We start from the raw sequence: 15,074 nt of genomic DNA on the forward strand, positions 1-15,074 counted from the left end.
GTGGGCGCGTGGCGGGCTCGCGTGCGCACTCTCGCGCCGGCGCCCGTGGCCGCTCGCCCCGCATCGTATGTAAAACGTTATCGATAACGATTGACACGCCACCCTCTCGTTTGCCAGAGTCGCCCTGGCGGCACCGACGCGGAGCCGGCCTGGCGCGCTCGAGGCAGCGTGCGCCCTGTGCGACTCGACGAAGAGGACGGAACGATGAAGTCTCGGAAGCTCCTGGCGGCGACTGCCGTCGCGATGGCGGGCACGCTCGTGCTCTCGGCCTGCGGAGGCGGGGGCGACTCCGGCTCGGACGACGGCTCGGTCTCGATGACCTTCTGGCACAACTCCACGACCGGCCCCGGCATGGACTACTGGAAGGAGACGGCCGCGGCGTTCGAGGACGAGAACCCCGGCGTGAAGATCACGATCCAGTCGATCCAGAACGAGGACATGGACGGCAAGCTCCAGACCGCCCTGAACTCGGGTGACGCGCCCGACATCTTCATGGCGCGCGGTGGCGGCAAGCTCGCGGACGTCGTCGAGGCGGGTCAGGTCAAGGACCTGACCGACCTCATCGACCCGGCGGTCGAGGAGGCGGTCGGCGGGTCGCTGAGCGCGCTCTCGGTCGACGGCAAGGTCTACGGCATGCCGGTCTCGATCCTGCCCGGTGGCATGTTCTACAGCACCGACCTGTTCGACCAGGCCGGCATCACCGAGACCCCGGGGACGATCTCGGACCTCGAGGCGGCGACCGAGCAGCTCAAGGCCGCGGGCATCGCGCCCATCGCGCTCGGTGCCAAGGACGCGTGGCCCGCCGCGCACTGGTACTACTTCTTCGCCCTCCGGTACTGCTCCCAGGACGCGATGAACGAGGCCGCCGACACGCGGACGTTCGACGACCCGTGCTGGCTCGACGCCGGCAACGCGCTCGCGGACTTCGCGGCGACGGAGCCGTTCAACGAGGGCTTCCTCACCACGTCCGCGCAGCAGGGCGCCGGCTCGTCGGCCGGTCTGCTGGCGAACCACCAGGCGTCGATGGAGCTCATGGGCGCGTGGGACCCGGGCGTCATCGCGTCCCTCACGCCGGACGAGCAGCCCCTGCCCGACCTCCAGTGGTTCCCGTTCCCCGAGGTCGAGGACGGTGACGGCGAGCCCGGCGCGATGATGGGCGGCGTCGACGGCTACTCCTGCTACGTGGACGCCCCGGACGCGTGCGCCGACTTCCTCAACTTCGCCATGTCGAAGGAGTCGCAGGAGGCCTACGCCACCGCGTTCCAGACGCTGCCCGCGAGCAAGGAGGCCCAGGGCGCGGTCGTCGACCCGGCCCTCGTCTCGATCCTCGAGGCGTACAACGAGGCGCCGTACGTCTCCGTCTGGCTCGACACGCTCTACGGCCAGAACATCGGCAACGCCCTGAACACGGCCGTCGTCAACCTGCTCGCCGGCCAGGGCACGCCCGAGGACATCGTCACCGCGGTCAACGACGCGGCCGCCAAGGAGTAACCACTTCCATGAACGTGTCCCAGGGCGAGATCTCGCCGAGCACGACGACGCCCGAGGACAGGGCCGGGGGCGGCGTCACGCCGCCCCCGGCCGCCCCGGTCGCCGCGCGGCGCCCCCCGCGCGGCGGCCGGTGGGCGCAGCGAGCCGAGATCGCCGTGCTCGCCGGGCCCGCGCTCGTCGTCTTCCTGACGTTCGTCATCGTCCCCGTGGTGATGGCGGCGTACTACGGGTTCTTCAAGTGGAAGGGCTTCGGGCCGCCGACGGAGTTCGTCGGGTTCGACAACTACCTCATCATCTTCCGCGACCCCGAGTTCCTCGCGGCGCTGGGGCACAACGCGTTCATCGTCATCATGTCGCTCGTGCTCCAGGGCCCGGTCGCCGTGGTCGTGGCGCTCATGCTCAACCGGCGCATCCGCGGCCGCTCGGTGATCCGCGTGCTCGTGTTCGTGCCGTACGTGGTGTCCGAGGTGATCGTCGGGACGGGCTTCAGCCTCATGCTCGCGACGACGGGCGCCGTGAACGACCTGCTGGAACGCATCGGTCTCGGGTTCCTCACGGTCGACTGGCTCGCCGACCCGGACGTCGCGATCTGGACCCTGATGCTCATCATCACGTGGAAGTACATCGGCTTCGCCGTGATCCTCTTCCTCGCAGGCCTCCAGGGCATCCCCGACGAGCTGGGCGAGGCGGCCGCGATCGACGGCGCGTCGTACTGGAAGACGCAGCGCTACGTGACGCTCCCGCTGCTCGGCCCGACCGTCCGCATCTGGGCGTTCCTGTCGATCATCGGCTCGCTCCAGCTCTTCGACCTCGTCTACATCATCTGGGGCCAGTACGTGGCCTCGACGGCGGGGACGTCGACCATGGCGACCTACATGGTGGCGAACGGCCGCAACGCGGGGAACTACGGGTACGGCAGCGCGGTCGCCGTGGTGCTGTTCCTCATCTCGCTCGCGGTGGCGCTCGTCTACCAGCGGTACGTCCTGCGCCGTGACACCGAGGGCGCGATCACGGAAGGGAAGAAGTGATGGCCACCGTCACCGCGGCGCCCGCGCCCGAGCGCGCCCCCGACGCCCAGATCCCGAAGGAGCCGCGCGGCTCCGGCATCGGCCGGGGCGGTCCCCTGACCTACGTGGTCGCGTGGCTGCTCGTGGGCGTGTGCCTCGCCCCGATCGCATACATCGTGATCGGCGGGTTCCGCACGAACGCGCAGATCACGGCCGACCCGTCGGGCCTGCCCGACCCGTGGCAGATCGAGAACTACGTCGGTGTCCTGACGAGCTCGCTGTTCTGGCAGCAGCTCGGGAACTCGCTCGTGGCCGGGCTCCTCACGACCCTCGGGGTCGTCGTCCTCGGTCTCATGGCGAGCTACGTCATCGCGCGCTACTCGTTCGCCGGGCGCGGGGCGCTGTACGCGCTGTTCGCCGCGGGCCTCATGTTCCCCATGACCGTCGCGATCACCCCGCTCTACATCATGATCCGCTCGCTCGGGCTGATGAACTCGGTAGGCGGACTGGTGCTGCCGCAGATCGCGTTCGCCCTCCCGACGACCGTCATCATCCTCGTCCCGTTCCTGCGCGCCATCCCGCGCGAGATCGAGGAGGCGGCGTCGATCGACGGGGCGAGCCGACTCGGGTTCTTCTTCCGCATGGTCGTGCCGCTGTCCCTGCCAGGGGTCATCACCGTGGGGATCCTCGCGTTCGTCGCGAGCTGGAACAGCTACATGCTCCCGCTCTTCATCCTCAACGACGAGACGTCGTACACGCTCCCGCTGGGCGTGCAGGCGTTCGCGTCGCAGTACTCCGTGGACACCGCCCGCGTGCTCGCCTTCACCTCCCTGTCGATGATCCCCGCGCTCGTCTTCTTCTCGTTGTTCGAGCGGCGCATCGTCGGCGGCCTCTCCGGAGCCGTGAAGGGCTGACCGCCCGCCCCGTCCGCGCACCCCGTCCCTGCCCCGCGCCACGCGCGGGGCAGGGCCACCCATCGAAGGAGAACGGTCCCGTGACCGACGTCGTCCCTGCCGTCCCGACGGCACCCACCGGCTCCACGGAGCCGGCCGTCCAGGCGCCCCGCAGCGCGCGCCCGGCACCGCCGCACCCGCCCACGGTCTCGGAGCGCGTGCGCGCGCTGCACGCCCGCATGACGCTCGACGAGAAGCTCGCGCAGCTCGTGGGCTACTGGCTCGACCAGAACGGCACCGTCGCCCCGATGCAGTCGGAGATGACGGCGGGCCAGCAGGACGGCGGCCGGCTCGCCGAGATCACGCGGCACGGCATGGGCCACTACACGCGTGTCTACGGCACGCGGCCCGTCGAGCCGGCGGAGCGCGCCGCGTGGCTGTGGGCCGAGCAGCGCCGCCTGAAGGCGGAGACCCGGCTGGGGATCCCTGCGATCGTGCACGAGGAGTGCCTCACGGGTCTCGCCGCGTGGAAGGCCGCGACGTACCCGACGCCGCTCGCGTGGGGCGCGTCGTTCGACCCCGCGCTGGTCGAGGAGATGGCGCGCGAGGTCGGGGAGTCGATGCGCGCGCTCGGCGTGCACCAGGGCCTCGCGCCCGTGCTCGACGTGGTGCGCGACCCTCGCTGGGGCCGCGTCGACGAGTGCGTGGGCGAGGACCCGTACCTCGTGGGGACGGTCGGGACGGCATACGTGCGCGGCCTCCAGGACGCGGGCGTGCACGCGACCCTCAAGCACTTCGTCGGGTACTCGGGCTCGCGTGCCGGGCGCAACCACGCGCCCGTGAGCGCGGGCCCGCGGGAGCTCGCGGACGTCTACCTCCCGCCCTTCGAGATGGCGGTGCGCGACGGCGGCGCCAGGTCGGTCATGGCGTCCTACGTCGACGTCGACGGCGTGCCGCTGCACGGCAGCACGGAGTACCTCACCGAGGTCCTGCGCGAGCGCTGGGGGTTCGACGGCGTCGTGGTCGCCGACTACTTCGGCGTCGCGTTCCTCGAGGTCATGCACCGCGTCGCGGCCGACCGCGGCGAGGCCGCGGCACAGGCGCTCGAGGCCGGCCTCGACGTCGAGCTGCCGACGGGCGACGCCTACCTCGCGCCGCTCGCGGAGCGCGTGCGCTCCGGCGCGCTCGACGAGGCGTGGGTCGACCGCGCCGTCCTGCGGCTCCTCAACCAGAAGGAGGAGCTCGGCCTGCTCGACCCGGCCGCCTACGCGGAGGAGCCGCCGACGGCGGTCGACCTCGACACGCCGCGGCAGCGCGCGACCGCTCGTCGCCTCGCGCAGGAGTCGCTCGTGCTCCTCGCGAACGACGGCGTGCTGCCGCTCGTGCGCGGGCGTCGCGACAGCGCTGACGGCGCGGCGTCCGCCCCGCGGCGCGTCGCCGTCGTCGGGCCCAACGCGGACTCGTCCGAGGCGCTCATGGGCTGCTACTCGTTCGTCAACCACGTGCTCGCGCACCACCCCGGCACCCCTGCGGGCATCGCGTTGCCGACCGTCCTGGAGTCGCTGCGCGACGCGCTCGCCCCGACCGGCGCCGAGGTGACGTACGCCGTCGGCTGCGCGATCGACGACGACGACGTCTCCGAGATCCCCGGCGCGGTGGACGCGGTACGCGCCGCGGACGTCGCCGTGGTCGTCGTCGGCGACGAGGCGGGCCTGTTCGGGCGCGGCACGGTCGGCGAGGGCAACGACGTCGAGTCGCTCGAGCTCCCGGGCGTGCAGCGGCGGCTCGTCGAGGAGGTCGTCGCCACGGGGACGCCCGTCGTGCTCGTGCTGCTCACCGGTCGCCCGTACGCGATCGGCTGGGCGCTGGGTGACGACGCGGGGACGAACGGTGCGACGGCCGGTCGTCCAGCCGCCGTCGTGCAGGGCTTCTTCCCCGGTGAGGAGGGCGGGCGTGCCGTCGCGGACGTGCTCGTCGGCGCGGTGAACCCCTCGGGCCGCCTGCCCGTGTCGCTGCCCCGTGCGGGCGGCGCGCAGCCCTACTCGTACCTTCACCCGGTGCTCGGGGGGCCGTCCGACGTGACGTCGACCGACCCGACGCCGGTGCGGCCGTTCGGGTTCGGGCTGTCGTACACGCAGTTCGCGTACGCGGACCTCGAGGTCGACGCGACCGTCGCGACGGGCGGGACGTTCCGCGCCGTGGTCACCGTGACCAACACGGGCGCGGTGGCCGGGACGGACGTCGTGCAGCTCTACGCGCGCGACGTCGTGGGCTCCGTGCCGCGTCCCGTCGCGCAGCTCCTCGGGTACGCGCGCGTCGACCTGGCCGCGGGCGAGTCGCGTCGCGTGACCTTCCGCGTCCCGACGACGCGCCTCGCGTTCTCCGACCGTCGCCTCGTGCGCGTGGTCGAGCCGGGCGACGTCGAGGTGTGGGTCGGGGCGCACGCCGGCGCGTTCGACGCCGCGCCCGGCACCGACGACCTCGGGTCGACGACCGGCGGCGCGATCGTCAACGAGTCGGCACCGGCCGAGCGCCGGGTCGTGCCCGGTGCGGCGACGGCGCGCGCGACGCTCGCCGTCTCCGGGACGGTGCACGAGGTCACGGCCGCGGACGAGCGGCTCGTCGCGGTCGAGGTCTCCGAGCGGGTCGAGGCGGGGGAGCGCGCATGACCCTCGTCCCGAACCCGATCCTGCCCGGCTGCTTCCCCGACCCGTCGGTCTGCCGCGTCGGCGACGACTTCTACCTCGTCACCTCGACGTTCGAGTACCTGCCCGGCCTGCCCGTGCTGCGCAGCCGGGACCTCGCGACGTGGGAGCACGTCGGGGACGTCGTCGACCGGTCCGGTCAGCTGGACTACGACGGCATCCGGTCGTCGGGCGGCCTGTACGCGCCGACGCTGCGTCATCACGACGGCACGTTCTGGCTCGTGTGCACGCTCGTGGACCCGGAGGACGACTCCCGCGGCGGCAACTTCGTCATGACCGCGACCGACCCGGCCGGGCCGTGGTCCGACCCGGTGTGGCTGCGCGACGAGGACGGCGAGCGGGTCGCCGGGATCGACCCGTCGATCTTCTTCGACGACGACGGCCGCGCCTGGCTGCACGGGACGCGGCTCGCGGCGGAGCCGGAGTGGTTCCACCAGACCGAGGTGTGGGTGCGCGAGCTCGACCTCGCGACGCTCACGCTCGTCGGCCAGGAGCACGTCGTGTGGACGGGCGCCGTGCGGGGCGCGGTGTGGGCCGAGGGGCCGCACCTGTACAAGGTCGACGGAACGTACTACCTGCTCGCGGCCGAGGGCGGCACGGACTTCCACCACGCGGTGTCCGTCGCGCGCGCGTCGTCGGTCACGGGGCCGTACGAGGGCAACAAGGCCAACCCCGTGCTCACGCACCGGCACCTGGGCCGCGGCGTCGACGTCGTCGGCGTGGGCCACGCCGACCTCGTCCAGGCGCTCGACGGCTCGTGGTGGGCCGTGCTGCTCGCGATGCGCGTCTACGGCGGCTACCACTACCCGCTCGGGCGCGAGACGTTCCTCGTCCCCGTCGTGTGGGAGGACGGCTGGCCCGTCCTCGCGCCCGGCGAGGGGCGCGTGCCCGACGCCGTGAAGGTCCCGTTCGCGAGCGCGGCGGCCCGGCCGGCGATCCAGGGCGGGGCGAGCGGCGTCGTCGGCCCCGACGACCCGCGCTGGACGGCGGTGCGCGCCCTGCCCCGCGACGTCGCGACCCCGGCGGGCGAGGGCTGGGACCTCCCGGTGCGCCCGGCGACGCTCGCCGAACGGACCGCGCCGGCGTTCCTCGGGGTGCGCCAGCAGCACCGCGACGTCGACGTGACGGTCACGCTGCGCGTGCCGGACGCCGCGGGGGAGCGGGCGGGCGTCGTCGTGCGCCAGTCGGAGCGCGACCACGTGCGGCTGCTCGTCGAGGGCGGGCCGGGGGGCTCGCGGCGCGTCGTGGCCGTGCACCGACGTGGCGGCACGGACGAGGTGGTCGGCGAGACCACGGTGGTTGCCGCACCCGGCGAGCCGGTCGCCGTCGGGCTGCGCGTGCGCGGGCAGGACTACGGGCTCGTCGCCGGTCCGGCGGGGGACGAGTCCGGTGGCTCGCTCGAGCGCGTCGCGACGGTGGACGGCCGCACGCTCGACAGCGCCTCGGCGGGCGGGTTCCTCGGGCTCTGGCTCGGGGTGCACGCGACGAGCGAGGGCCGGCGTGCGACGTCCGTCGTGCGCGTGGAGCGGTTCGCGTACGAGCCCGTGGGCTGACGCGGCCGTCCCGCGTGCGGGACCGTCCGGCGGGGCTACGGTCGGGGCATGTCGAGCGAACGGACGCGTACCGAGGTGGACCTGCTGGGACCGAAGGAGGTCCCGGCGGACGCGTACTACGGCGTCCACACGGTGCGGGCGATGGAGAACTTCCGGATCTCGGGGACGACGGTGAGCGACGTCCCCGAGATGGTCCGGGGCATGGTCATGGTCAAGAAGGCGTCTGCGCTCGCGAACAGCGAGCTGCGCACGATCCAGCGCGACGTCGCCGACGCGATCGTCGCCGCGTGCGACCAGATCCTCGACCACGGGCGGTGCCTGGACCAGTTCCCCGTGGACGTGTTCCAGGGCGGTGCGGGCACGAGCGTCAACATGAACACCAACGAGGTCGTGGCCAACCTCGCGCTCGAGCTCGCCGGGTTCGAGAAGGGCCGCTACGACGTCATCAACCCCAACGACCACGTCAACCGGTCGCAGTCGACCAACGACGCCTACCCCACGGGCTTCCGGCTCGCGGTGCACGAGCTCGTCGGCGCGCTCCAGGGTGAGGTCCGACGGCTCGAGCGCGCGTTCGACGAGAAGGCGTCGGAGTTCGCCGACGTCCTGAAGATGGGCCGGACGCAGCTCCAGGACGCCGTCCCGATGAGCCTCGGCCAGGAGTTCGCGGGGTTCGCGGTGAACGTCGGCGAGGAGATCCGACGCCTCGAGGTCGCGGGCGAGCTGCTGCTCGAGGTCAACCTCGGCGCGACGGCGATCGGCACCGGGCTCAACACGCCGCCCGGCTACCCGAAGGTCGCGACGCGACGCCTCGCCGAGGTGAGCGGGCTCCCGACGGTCCCGGCCGAGAACCTCGTGGAGGCGACGTACGACAACGGCGCCTACCTCGCGGTGCACTCCGCCCTCAAGCGGCTCGCGGCCAAGCTGTCGAAGATCTGCAACGACCTGCGCCTGCTGTCCTCGGGGCCGCGCGCGGGGCTCGGGGAGATCAACCTGCCCGAGCTCCAGGCCGGGTCGTCGATCATGCCCGCCAAGGTGAACCCGGTGATCCCCGAGGTCGTCAACCAGGTGTGCTTCAAGGTCATGGGCAACGACGTGACCATCACCCACGCGGCCGAGGCCGGGCAGCTCCAGCTCAACGTCATGGAGCCGGGGCTCGCGCAGGCCATGTTCGAGTCGCTGCGCCTGCTCACCAACGCGTGCGTCGCGCTGCGCACCAAGTGCGTCACGGGCATCACCGCGAACGTCGAGGTGTGCCGCCGCCACGTGCTCGACTCGATCGGCATCGTCACGTACCTCAACGAGATCATCGGCCACCGCAACGGCGACCTCGTGGGCGCCGAGGCGGCGCGGACGGGCGCCTCCGTGCGCGACGTCGTCGTGGCGCGCGGCCTGCTCACGCCGGAGGAGGTGGACGCGGTGCTCACGACCGAGAACTTCCTGCGCCCGCGCTACACCGGCCGCTACTACGCCCCCGACGAGCGCGGCCTCCCCGTGGGTGGGGACGAGGGCGAGGCGTCACGCGTCGTGGAGTCCGACGACGCCACGGGCGCACCCCCAGAACCCGAGGCCTGACGCCGAGATCGACCTGCCCGTCGCCGGCCGGGTCGCGGGCCGGCACCGGGTCACGACCCCGCGAGGGCGCGCACCGCGCGCTCGATGGCGGGGCGCAGGTCGAGGCCGGGGTCGACGGTGAGCCGGTGCAGGAGCAGCCCGTCGCCGAGCGCCATGAGGGCCCGGGTGGCCGGGACGGGGTCGGCGATGCCGACGGCGGCCACGATCTGCTCGGTCCACCGCTCGAACGCGCGGCGCTGGCGACGCAGCGGCTCGCCGAGCTCGGGGTCGTCGGAGAGCTCGAGGAAGAGGGCGTAGCGCGCCCGGGTCCGCGCCGCGAACGGCCCGGACTGCGCCTCGGTCATGGCGCACAGCCCGTCGACCAGTGCGTCGACGCTCGTGATCGCCGGCATCGCGGTCACGTCGAAGTCGGCACGCTCCTGCTCGGCGATCCGGTCGACCACGCCGGCGAGGAGGGCACGGCGGGTGCGGAACCAGTTCGACGTCGACCCGGGCGGGAGGCCGGCCCGGCGGTCGACCCGCGCGTGGCTCAGCGCGCGCACGCCGTCCGCTCCGAGCACCTCCACGGCCGCGTCCAGCGCTCGTTCTCGGGTGGCTGCGGCCATGGACTCCCTCTCGCGACCGATCTACTATGAACATAGTAGTCGCTTGCACGAAGGAGTCGCCATGACTACGCCCCAGCCCCGCACCCCCCTTCCCGCCGGCGCCGCCGCATGGTCGCCCCCGCTCCCGGACGCACCGGGCTTCGACCACCTCGTGGTCGAGACGCCCGGCCTGCGCACCCACGTCGCGACCATCGGCGCCGGCGACCCGGTCGTGCTGCTGCACGGCTTCCCCGAGCACTGGTGGCAGTGGCACGAGGTCGCTCCCGTCCTCGCCGCCGCCGGCCACCGCGTCCTGTGCCCGGACCTCCGTGGCGCCGGGTGGACCGCCGCGGACGACCCGCGGATCGAGCGCGAGACCCGGCTCCACGACCTGCTGGCGCTCTTCGACGCACTCGGCGTCGAGCGTGCCCACCTCGTCTCCCACGACATGGGCGCCATCACGGCGATGCAGCTCTGCTACGACCACCCTGAGCGCGTCCGCACCGCCGTGCAGCTCTCCGTCCCGCCGGGCTTCTTCACCTTCAGCCCGCGGCTGCTGCCGGCCTTCCAGCACCTGCCGCCGTTCATCTGGCACCGGCCGGGCGCCTCGCTGCGCGGGACGTTCTCCGCGCGGTATGCCGCCCGGCCGATGTCCGCGGCGACGGTCGACGCGCACCTGGCCCCGTTGCGCCGGCCCGAGATCGACGCCGCGGTGCGTCCGCTCACCCGCCGGATGATCCTGCCCGAGGCGCTGCGCATCATGCGGGGTGCCTACCGTCGTCGTCGGCTCACGGTGCCGACGCTGGTCGTCTACGGCCGGCGCGACTACCCCACCACGGAGGAGCTCATGGGCCGCATCTGCCGCCGTCCGGAGCGCTACGCGGACCGCATCGAGTTCGCCTGGGTCGACGACGCGGCGCACTTCATCACCGACGACGCCCCGGGGCCGGTCGCGGAGCTCGCGCTCGACTGGTTCGACCGGGCCGCGTGACGGACCGATCCTCCGCGCCACCAGATCGACCCGTACGCCCGAGGTCGGCCCCCGGGAGGTCGACCTGGCGACGGGCGGGCCGACCTCGCGTCACGACCGCACGCGTACCGCCCGGAGGGCGACGCCTACCGCCAGCACCGCCGCTCCCGCCGCGACGCTCGTGAGCGGGAGCGTGGCGACGAGCGTGACGCACCCCAGAGCGCCCAGCACCTGCAGCGCGCGCGGGTACAGCCTGTGCGGGGCGGTCTGGCGCAGCGCGGACAGGTTCGCCACGAGGTAGTACACGAGCACGCCGAACGACGAGAACCCGATCGCCCCCCGCAGGTCCGTCGTGAGGACGAGCGCCACGACGACCGCCCCGACCGCGAGCTCGGCCCGGTGCGGCACCCGGTGCACGGGGTGCACGGCCGCGAACCACCCGGACAGGTCGCCCGTGCGCGCCATCGCGAGGCCCGTCCGGCTCACGCCCGCGAGCAGGGCGAGGAGGGCGCCGGCGCTCGCGGCGACGGCACCGACGCTCACGACCGGGCCGGCCCACGCCCACGACCCCGCGGCGACCGCGTCGGCGAGCGGCGCCGTGGACGCCGCGAGCCCGTCCGGCCCCAACACCGCGAGCAGGACCACGGCCACGACCGCGTACAGCACGACGACGGCCCCGAGCGACACGAGGACCGCGCGCGGGATCGTGCGGCGCGGGTCGCGCACCTCCTCGCCGAGGGTCGCGACGCGTGCATACCCCGCGAACGCGAAGAACAGCAGCCCGGCGGACTGGAGGACGCCGTACCAGCCGCCGTGCGCGCCGCCGGGGTCGAGCACCCCGGACCACGCGGGCGCCGTGCCCGCGAGGCTCGCGACGACGGCCGTCGCGATCGCGAGGAGCGCCACCGCGACGATCACCCGGGCGAGGCGCGCCGTCCGCGTCACGCCCCGGTAGCCCACGGCCGTGAGCAGCACGACCGCCGCGGCGGCGACGGGGCGCTCCCACCCGGGAGGGGCGGCGTAGGCCGCGAGCACGAGCGCCATGGCCGCGCAGCTCGCCGTCTTGCCGACGACGAACCCCCACCCCGCGAGGTAGCCCCACCAGGGGCCGAGGTGCTCGCGCCCGTACACGTACGTGCCGCCCGACGTGGAGTGCTGCGCCGCGAGCTGGGCCGACGACGTCGCGTTCGCGTACGCGACGACCGCCGCCAGACCCAGGCCGACGAGCAGCCCCGTCCCCGCGGCGGCGGCTGCCGGGGCGAACGCGGAGAACACGCCCGCACCGATCATCGACGCGAGCCCGACGATGACCGCGTCCGTCGTGCCGAGGCGTCGCACGAGCGAGGGTTGGCCCGGGGTGGTGGTCACCCGGACAGCGTGCCAGGGCAAGGTGTCCGGGAGGTGTCGACGCCCGTCCCGGCCAGTGGTCGGCGCGCCGTCCGGGAGCGGGTACAGTTCCCGCCGGCGTCGTCGTGCTGCTCGTCCGGCGCCGCGCACGACGTCGCGCGCAGCCCGAGGGCGAGCCCGCCGTCGACGGAGACCGGCCGGACGACGCGACGCCCGCCGACGACGGAGCGCGCCCGCTGAGGACGGAGCGCCCGCGGACGAGGAGCCGGAACCGGTGAAGGCGTAGCCCTCAGGGCGGTGAGACGCGAGAAGTGGCCTCCCGGAACACGCACCGAGGGGCCACTTCTCACCTCTCGTCCGAGGGCGGCGCGCGGTGACGGCATGCCGGCCAGGTGGGCGTCCACCGAGGTCGCGGTCACGACGGCCGGGTGCGGGACGGGCGTCCCCGGCGCGGTGTTCGTCAGGTGCTGCTCGCGGCGGACGCCGGGACCTGGGGGACAATGGGTGCCAGCACTGCCTGCCAAGACGAGGAGTACTCCGTGCCCCAGGGAACTGTCCGATGGTTCGACGCCGACCGAGGGTTCGGCTTCATCGACCTCGGGAACGAGGCGGAGGACCTGTTCGTCCACGCGTCGGAGATCGTCGGCGAGGACGGGCCGAAGCAGCTTCGCGAGGGGCAGGCCGTCGAGTTCGAGGTGGGCGAGGGTGACCGCGGCCCGCAGGCGCGCCGCGTCCGCGTCACGGGCGACCGGGCCGCCGACGCGCCGCTGGGCGTGCTCGGCACCGTCGCCTGGTACGAGCCGACCAAGGGGTACGGCTTCGTCACGCCCGACGGCGACAGCGCCCAGATCTTCCTGCACAGCTCGGCCATCGTCGGGGGCGGCGTGGTCTCCGAGGGCCAGCGGGTCGCGTTCCTCGTCGTCGAGGGGGAGAAGGGCCCGCAGGCGGACCACCTGCTCCCGCTCGGAGCACAGGCCGCGCAGCCCGCGACCGACGGCGCGGACGGCACCGTCTCCTGGTACGACGACGTCAAGGGCTTCGGCTTCGTCGTCCCCGACGGGGGCGGCGACGACGTCTTCGTGCACGTCAGCGCCCTGGGCCGTGGGCTGACCGAGCTCGCCGAGGGCGCGCGCGTGACGTACGACGTCGTCGCGGGCGACAAGGGGCCGAACGCCCGCAACGTGCAGCTCGTGCGCGGGTCGCGGGGTGCCCGGCCGGGAGCGGACCGCGGTCGTCCGGGCCGCTCGGCGAGCTCGGGCCGTCCCGCGTCGGGCAGGCCCGCGCGCGCAGGGGAGGGGACCGTCGCGCGCTACGACGAGGACCGCGGCTTCGGCTTCATCACACCCGACGCCGGGGGCGAGGACCTGTTCGTGCACGTCTCCGTCCTGCGGGACGAGACGTTCCTGGAGGAGGGCGACCGGGTCCGGTTCAGGATCCGCCAGAGCGACCGCGGGCCGCAGGCCGACGACGTCGAGCTGCTGTAGGGCCGGGGCCCTCCGGGGCGGTGTATTGCCCTGGAAGGTGGCGGGAGCGGTCCCTAGGGTCGTGGAGATGAACGCCCAGGAGATCCGCTCGGCCTATCTCGAGTTCTTCGCCGCACGAGGGCACGCCGTGATCGAGCGAGCGCCCCTGGTGCTGCGCGAGGATCCGACGACGCTGTTCACGGGTGCCGGGATGCAGCCGCTGATGCCCTACCTGCTGGGCGTCCGCGAGCACGACGCCGGACCCCTCCTGGTCGACTCGCAGCCGTGCGTGCGGGCGCAGGACATCGACGAGGTCGGGGACCGGCGGCACACGACCTTCTTCGAGATGCTGGGCAACTGGAGCCTGGGGTCGGCCGACGTGGAGCAGCAGGTCCGCTGGTTCGTCGAGTTCCTCGCGCACGTCGGCGTCGACCTCGAGCGCCTGTACATCACGTGCTTCCGCGGGTCGCCCGAGCACGGGATCCCTCGTGACGACGACGCGGCGCGGGCCTGGGTCACGGTGCTCGCGGAGCACGGGATCGCGGCTCCGCTCGTGGACGTGGGATCCCGTGCCGACGGCGACCGTGACGGGATGCGCGGCGGTCGGGTCTTCCTCTACGACGCCGAGGAGAACTGGTGGAGCCGGGGAGGGGGCCTGGACGGCACCCCCGTCGGCGACCCCTGCGGGCCTGACTCGGAGGTCTTCTACGACCTCGGCCCCGAGCACCACGACCCGTCGACCGGTGAGCCGCACCCCGCGAGCGAGGGCGGGCGGTTCGTCGAGATCGGCAACCAGGTGTTCATGCGCTACCGCCGCACGGGCGAGGGGTTCGTCCTCCTCGACGAGCCGAGCATCGACTTCGGGGGCGGGCTCGAGCGCATCGCCGCGGCCGCCCTGGCGACCTCCGACGTGTTCGACGTGAGCCTCCTGCGCCCGCTGGTCGACCGCCTCGAGGCGCTCAGCGGTCGCACGTACGAGGACGACCCGCGCCCGTTCCGCGTCATCGCGGACCACGTCCGGGCCGCGACGTTCCTCGCCGCCGACGGGGTGCGCCCGAGCAACAAGGCGCACGGGTACGTCCTGAGACGGCTCGTCCGCCGGGCCGTGGTGCACGCCGTCCGGCTCGGGCTGGAGGAGCGGTTCGCCGACGACCTCGTCGCCGTCGTGGCCGAGGTGTACGGCGACACGTACCCGGGCCTGGTCGAGCAGCGCGAGGAGCTGAGCACGGTCCTGCGTGACGAGGAGTCGCGCTTCCGTCGCACGGTGCACCGCGGGCTCCGGGAGCTCGAGAAGCTCCGGGGCACGACGGCCACGGGTGAGGACCTGTTCGTCCTCGCGGACACCTGGGGCTTCCCCGTCGAGCTGGCGGTCGACGAGGTCCGCCGCCGCGACATGGCTCTCGCCCCGGACTGGCGGGAGGGCTACGCGCTCCACCGCGAGCGCCAGCGGGCACGGTCGCGCGCGGCCGCCACGACGCGGGAATAGTTC

Annotated in this window: 11 protein-coding genes; 9 read left to right on the top strand and 2 right to left on the bottom strand. The window is 73.5% G+C overall.

The features are described 5' to 3' along the window. Positions 1-204 precede the first annotated feature (204 nt). The 6 genes from AC6CH9_RS11520 (at position 205) to aspA (ending at position 9,221) form a co-directional block, all read left to right on the top strand. Positions 205-1,491 (top strand): ABC transporter substrate-binding protein, encoded by a 1,287-nt coding sequence (locus AC6CH9_RS11520; protein ID WP_277513914.1) that lies wholly within the window; start codon positions 205-207, stop codon positions 1,489-1,491. 8 nt (positions 1,492-1,499) lie between these two features. Then, the gene (locus tag AC6CH9_RS11525) at positions 1,500-2,519 is read left to right on the top strand and encodes a carbohydrate ABC transporter permease (protein WP_498155010.1); all 1,020 of its coding nucleotides are present in this window, start codon (positions 1,500-1,502) and stop codon (positions 2,517-2,519) included. Then, entirely contained in the window at positions 2,519-3,412 is an 894-nt protein-coding gene (locus AC6CH9_RS11530) for a carbohydrate ABC transporter permease (protein ID WP_498155011.1), read from the top strand. The genes AC6CH9_RS11525 and AC6CH9_RS11530 overlap by 1 nt, the downstream gene beginning before the upstream one ends. Positions 3,413-3,492: 80 nt before the next feature. Then, entirely contained in the window at positions 3,493-6,060 is a 2,568-nt protein-coding gene (locus AC6CH9_RS11535; protein WP_498155012.1) for a beta-xylosidase/alpha-l-arabinosidase, read from the top strand. Then, the gene (locus tag AC6CH9_RS11540) at positions 6,057-7,649 is read left to right on the top strand and encodes a glycoside hydrolase family 43 protein (protein WP_498155013.1); all 1,593 of its coding nucleotides are present in this window, start codon (positions 6,057-6,059) and stop codon (positions 7,647-7,649) included. Before AC6CH9_RS11535 ends, AC6CH9_RS11540 begins: the two co-directional genes overlap by 4 nt. Positions 7,650-7,697: 48 nt before the next feature. Continuing rightward, entirely contained in the window at positions 7,698-9,221 is a 1,524-nt protein-coding gene (aspA, locus tag AC6CH9_RS11545) for an aspartate ammonia-lyase (protein WP_498155014.1), read from the top strand. Positions 9,222-9,271: 50 nt separating this feature from the next. Here the strand turns inward: aspA and AC6CH9_RS11550 are convergent, their stop codons facing one another. Continuing rightward, the gene (locus AC6CH9_RS11550; protein WP_498155015.1) at positions 9,272-9,826 is read right to left on the bottom strand and encodes a TetR/AcrR family transcriptional regulator; all 555 of its coding nucleotides are present in this window, start codon (positions 9,824-9,826) and stop codon (positions 9,272-9,274) included. Positions 9,827-9,887: 61 nt separating this feature from the next. On the opposite strand from AC6CH9_RS11550, the gene AC6CH9_RS11555 reads away from it, so the two are divergent. Then, the gene (locus AC6CH9_RS11555) at positions 9,888-10,796 is read left to right on the top strand and encodes an alpha/beta fold hydrolase (protein WP_498155016.1); all 909 of its coding nucleotides are present in this window, start codon (positions 9,888-9,890) and stop codon (positions 10,794-10,796) included. A 90-nt stretch (positions 10,797-10,886) separates the two neighbouring features. Here the strand turns inward: AC6CH9_RS11555 and AC6CH9_RS11560 are convergent, their stop codons facing one another. Beyond that, positions 10,887-12,065 carry an APC family permease gene (locus AC6CH9_RS11560; protein ID WP_498155189.1) on the bottom strand — a complete coding sequence of 393 codons (1,179 nt, stop codon included), beginning with the start codon at positions 12,063-12,065 and terminating at the stop codon, positions 10,887-10,889. 596 nt (positions 12,066-12,661) lie between these two features. On the opposite strand from AC6CH9_RS11560, the gene AC6CH9_RS11565 reads away from it, so the two are divergent. Beyond that, the gene (locus AC6CH9_RS11565; RefSeq protein WP_498155017.1) at positions 12,662-13,606 is read left to right on the top strand and encodes a cold-shock protein; all 945 of its coding nucleotides are present in this window, start codon (positions 12,662-12,664) and stop codon (positions 13,604-13,606) included. Positions 13,607-13,673: 67 nt separating this feature from the next. After that, complete coding sequence (locus AC6CH9_RS11570; RefSeq protein WP_498155018.1) at positions 13,674-15,071, top strand: alanine--tRNA ligase-related protein; 1,398 nt, start codon at positions 13,674-13,676, stop codon at positions 15,069-15,071. The last annotated feature ends 3 nt before the right edge of the window (positions 15,072-15,074 follow it).

The sequence above is a fragment of the Cellulosimicrobium sp. GQ32 genome, from assembly GCF_059758455.1.

Bases quoted from the DNA above. Each gene is read 5' to 3' on its own strand.
- AC6CH9_RS11520 (WP_277513914.1), top strand. From the start codon at position 205: ATGAAGTCTCGGAAGCTCCTGGCGGCGACTGCCGTCGCGATGGCGGGC.
- AC6CH9_RS11525 (WP_498155010.1), top strand. From the start codon at position 1,500: ATGAACGTGTCCCAGGGCGAGATCTCGCCGAGCACGACGACGCCCGAG.
- AC6CH9_RS11530 (WP_498155011.1), top strand. From the start codon at position 2,519: ATGGCCACCGTCACCGCGGCGCCCGCGCCCGAGCGCGCCCCCGACGCC.
- AC6CH9_RS11540 (WP_498155013.1), top strand. From the start codon at position 6,057: ATGACCCTCGTCCCGAACCCGATCCTGCCCGGCTGCTTCCCCGACCCG.
- aspA (WP_498155014.1), top strand. From the start codon at position 7,698: ATGTCGAGCGAACGGACGCGTACCGAGGTGGACCTGCTGGGACCGAAG.
- AC6CH9_RS11550 (WP_498155015.1), bottom strand. From the start codon at position 9,826: ATGGCCGCAGCCACCCGAGAACGAGCGCTGGACGCGGCCGTGGAGGTG.
- AC6CH9_RS11555 (WP_498155016.1), top strand. From the start codon at position 9,888: ATGACTACGCCCCAGCCCCGCACCCCCCTTCCCGCCGGCGCCGCCGCA.
- AC6CH9_RS11560 (WP_498155189.1), bottom strand. From the start codon at position 12,065: ATGATCGGTGCGGGCGTGTTCTCCGCGTTCGCCCCGGCAGCCGCCGCC.
- AC6CH9_RS11570 (WP_498155018.1), top strand. From the start codon at position 13,674: ATGAACGCCCAGGAGATCCGCTCGGCCTATCTCGAGTTCTTCGCCGCA.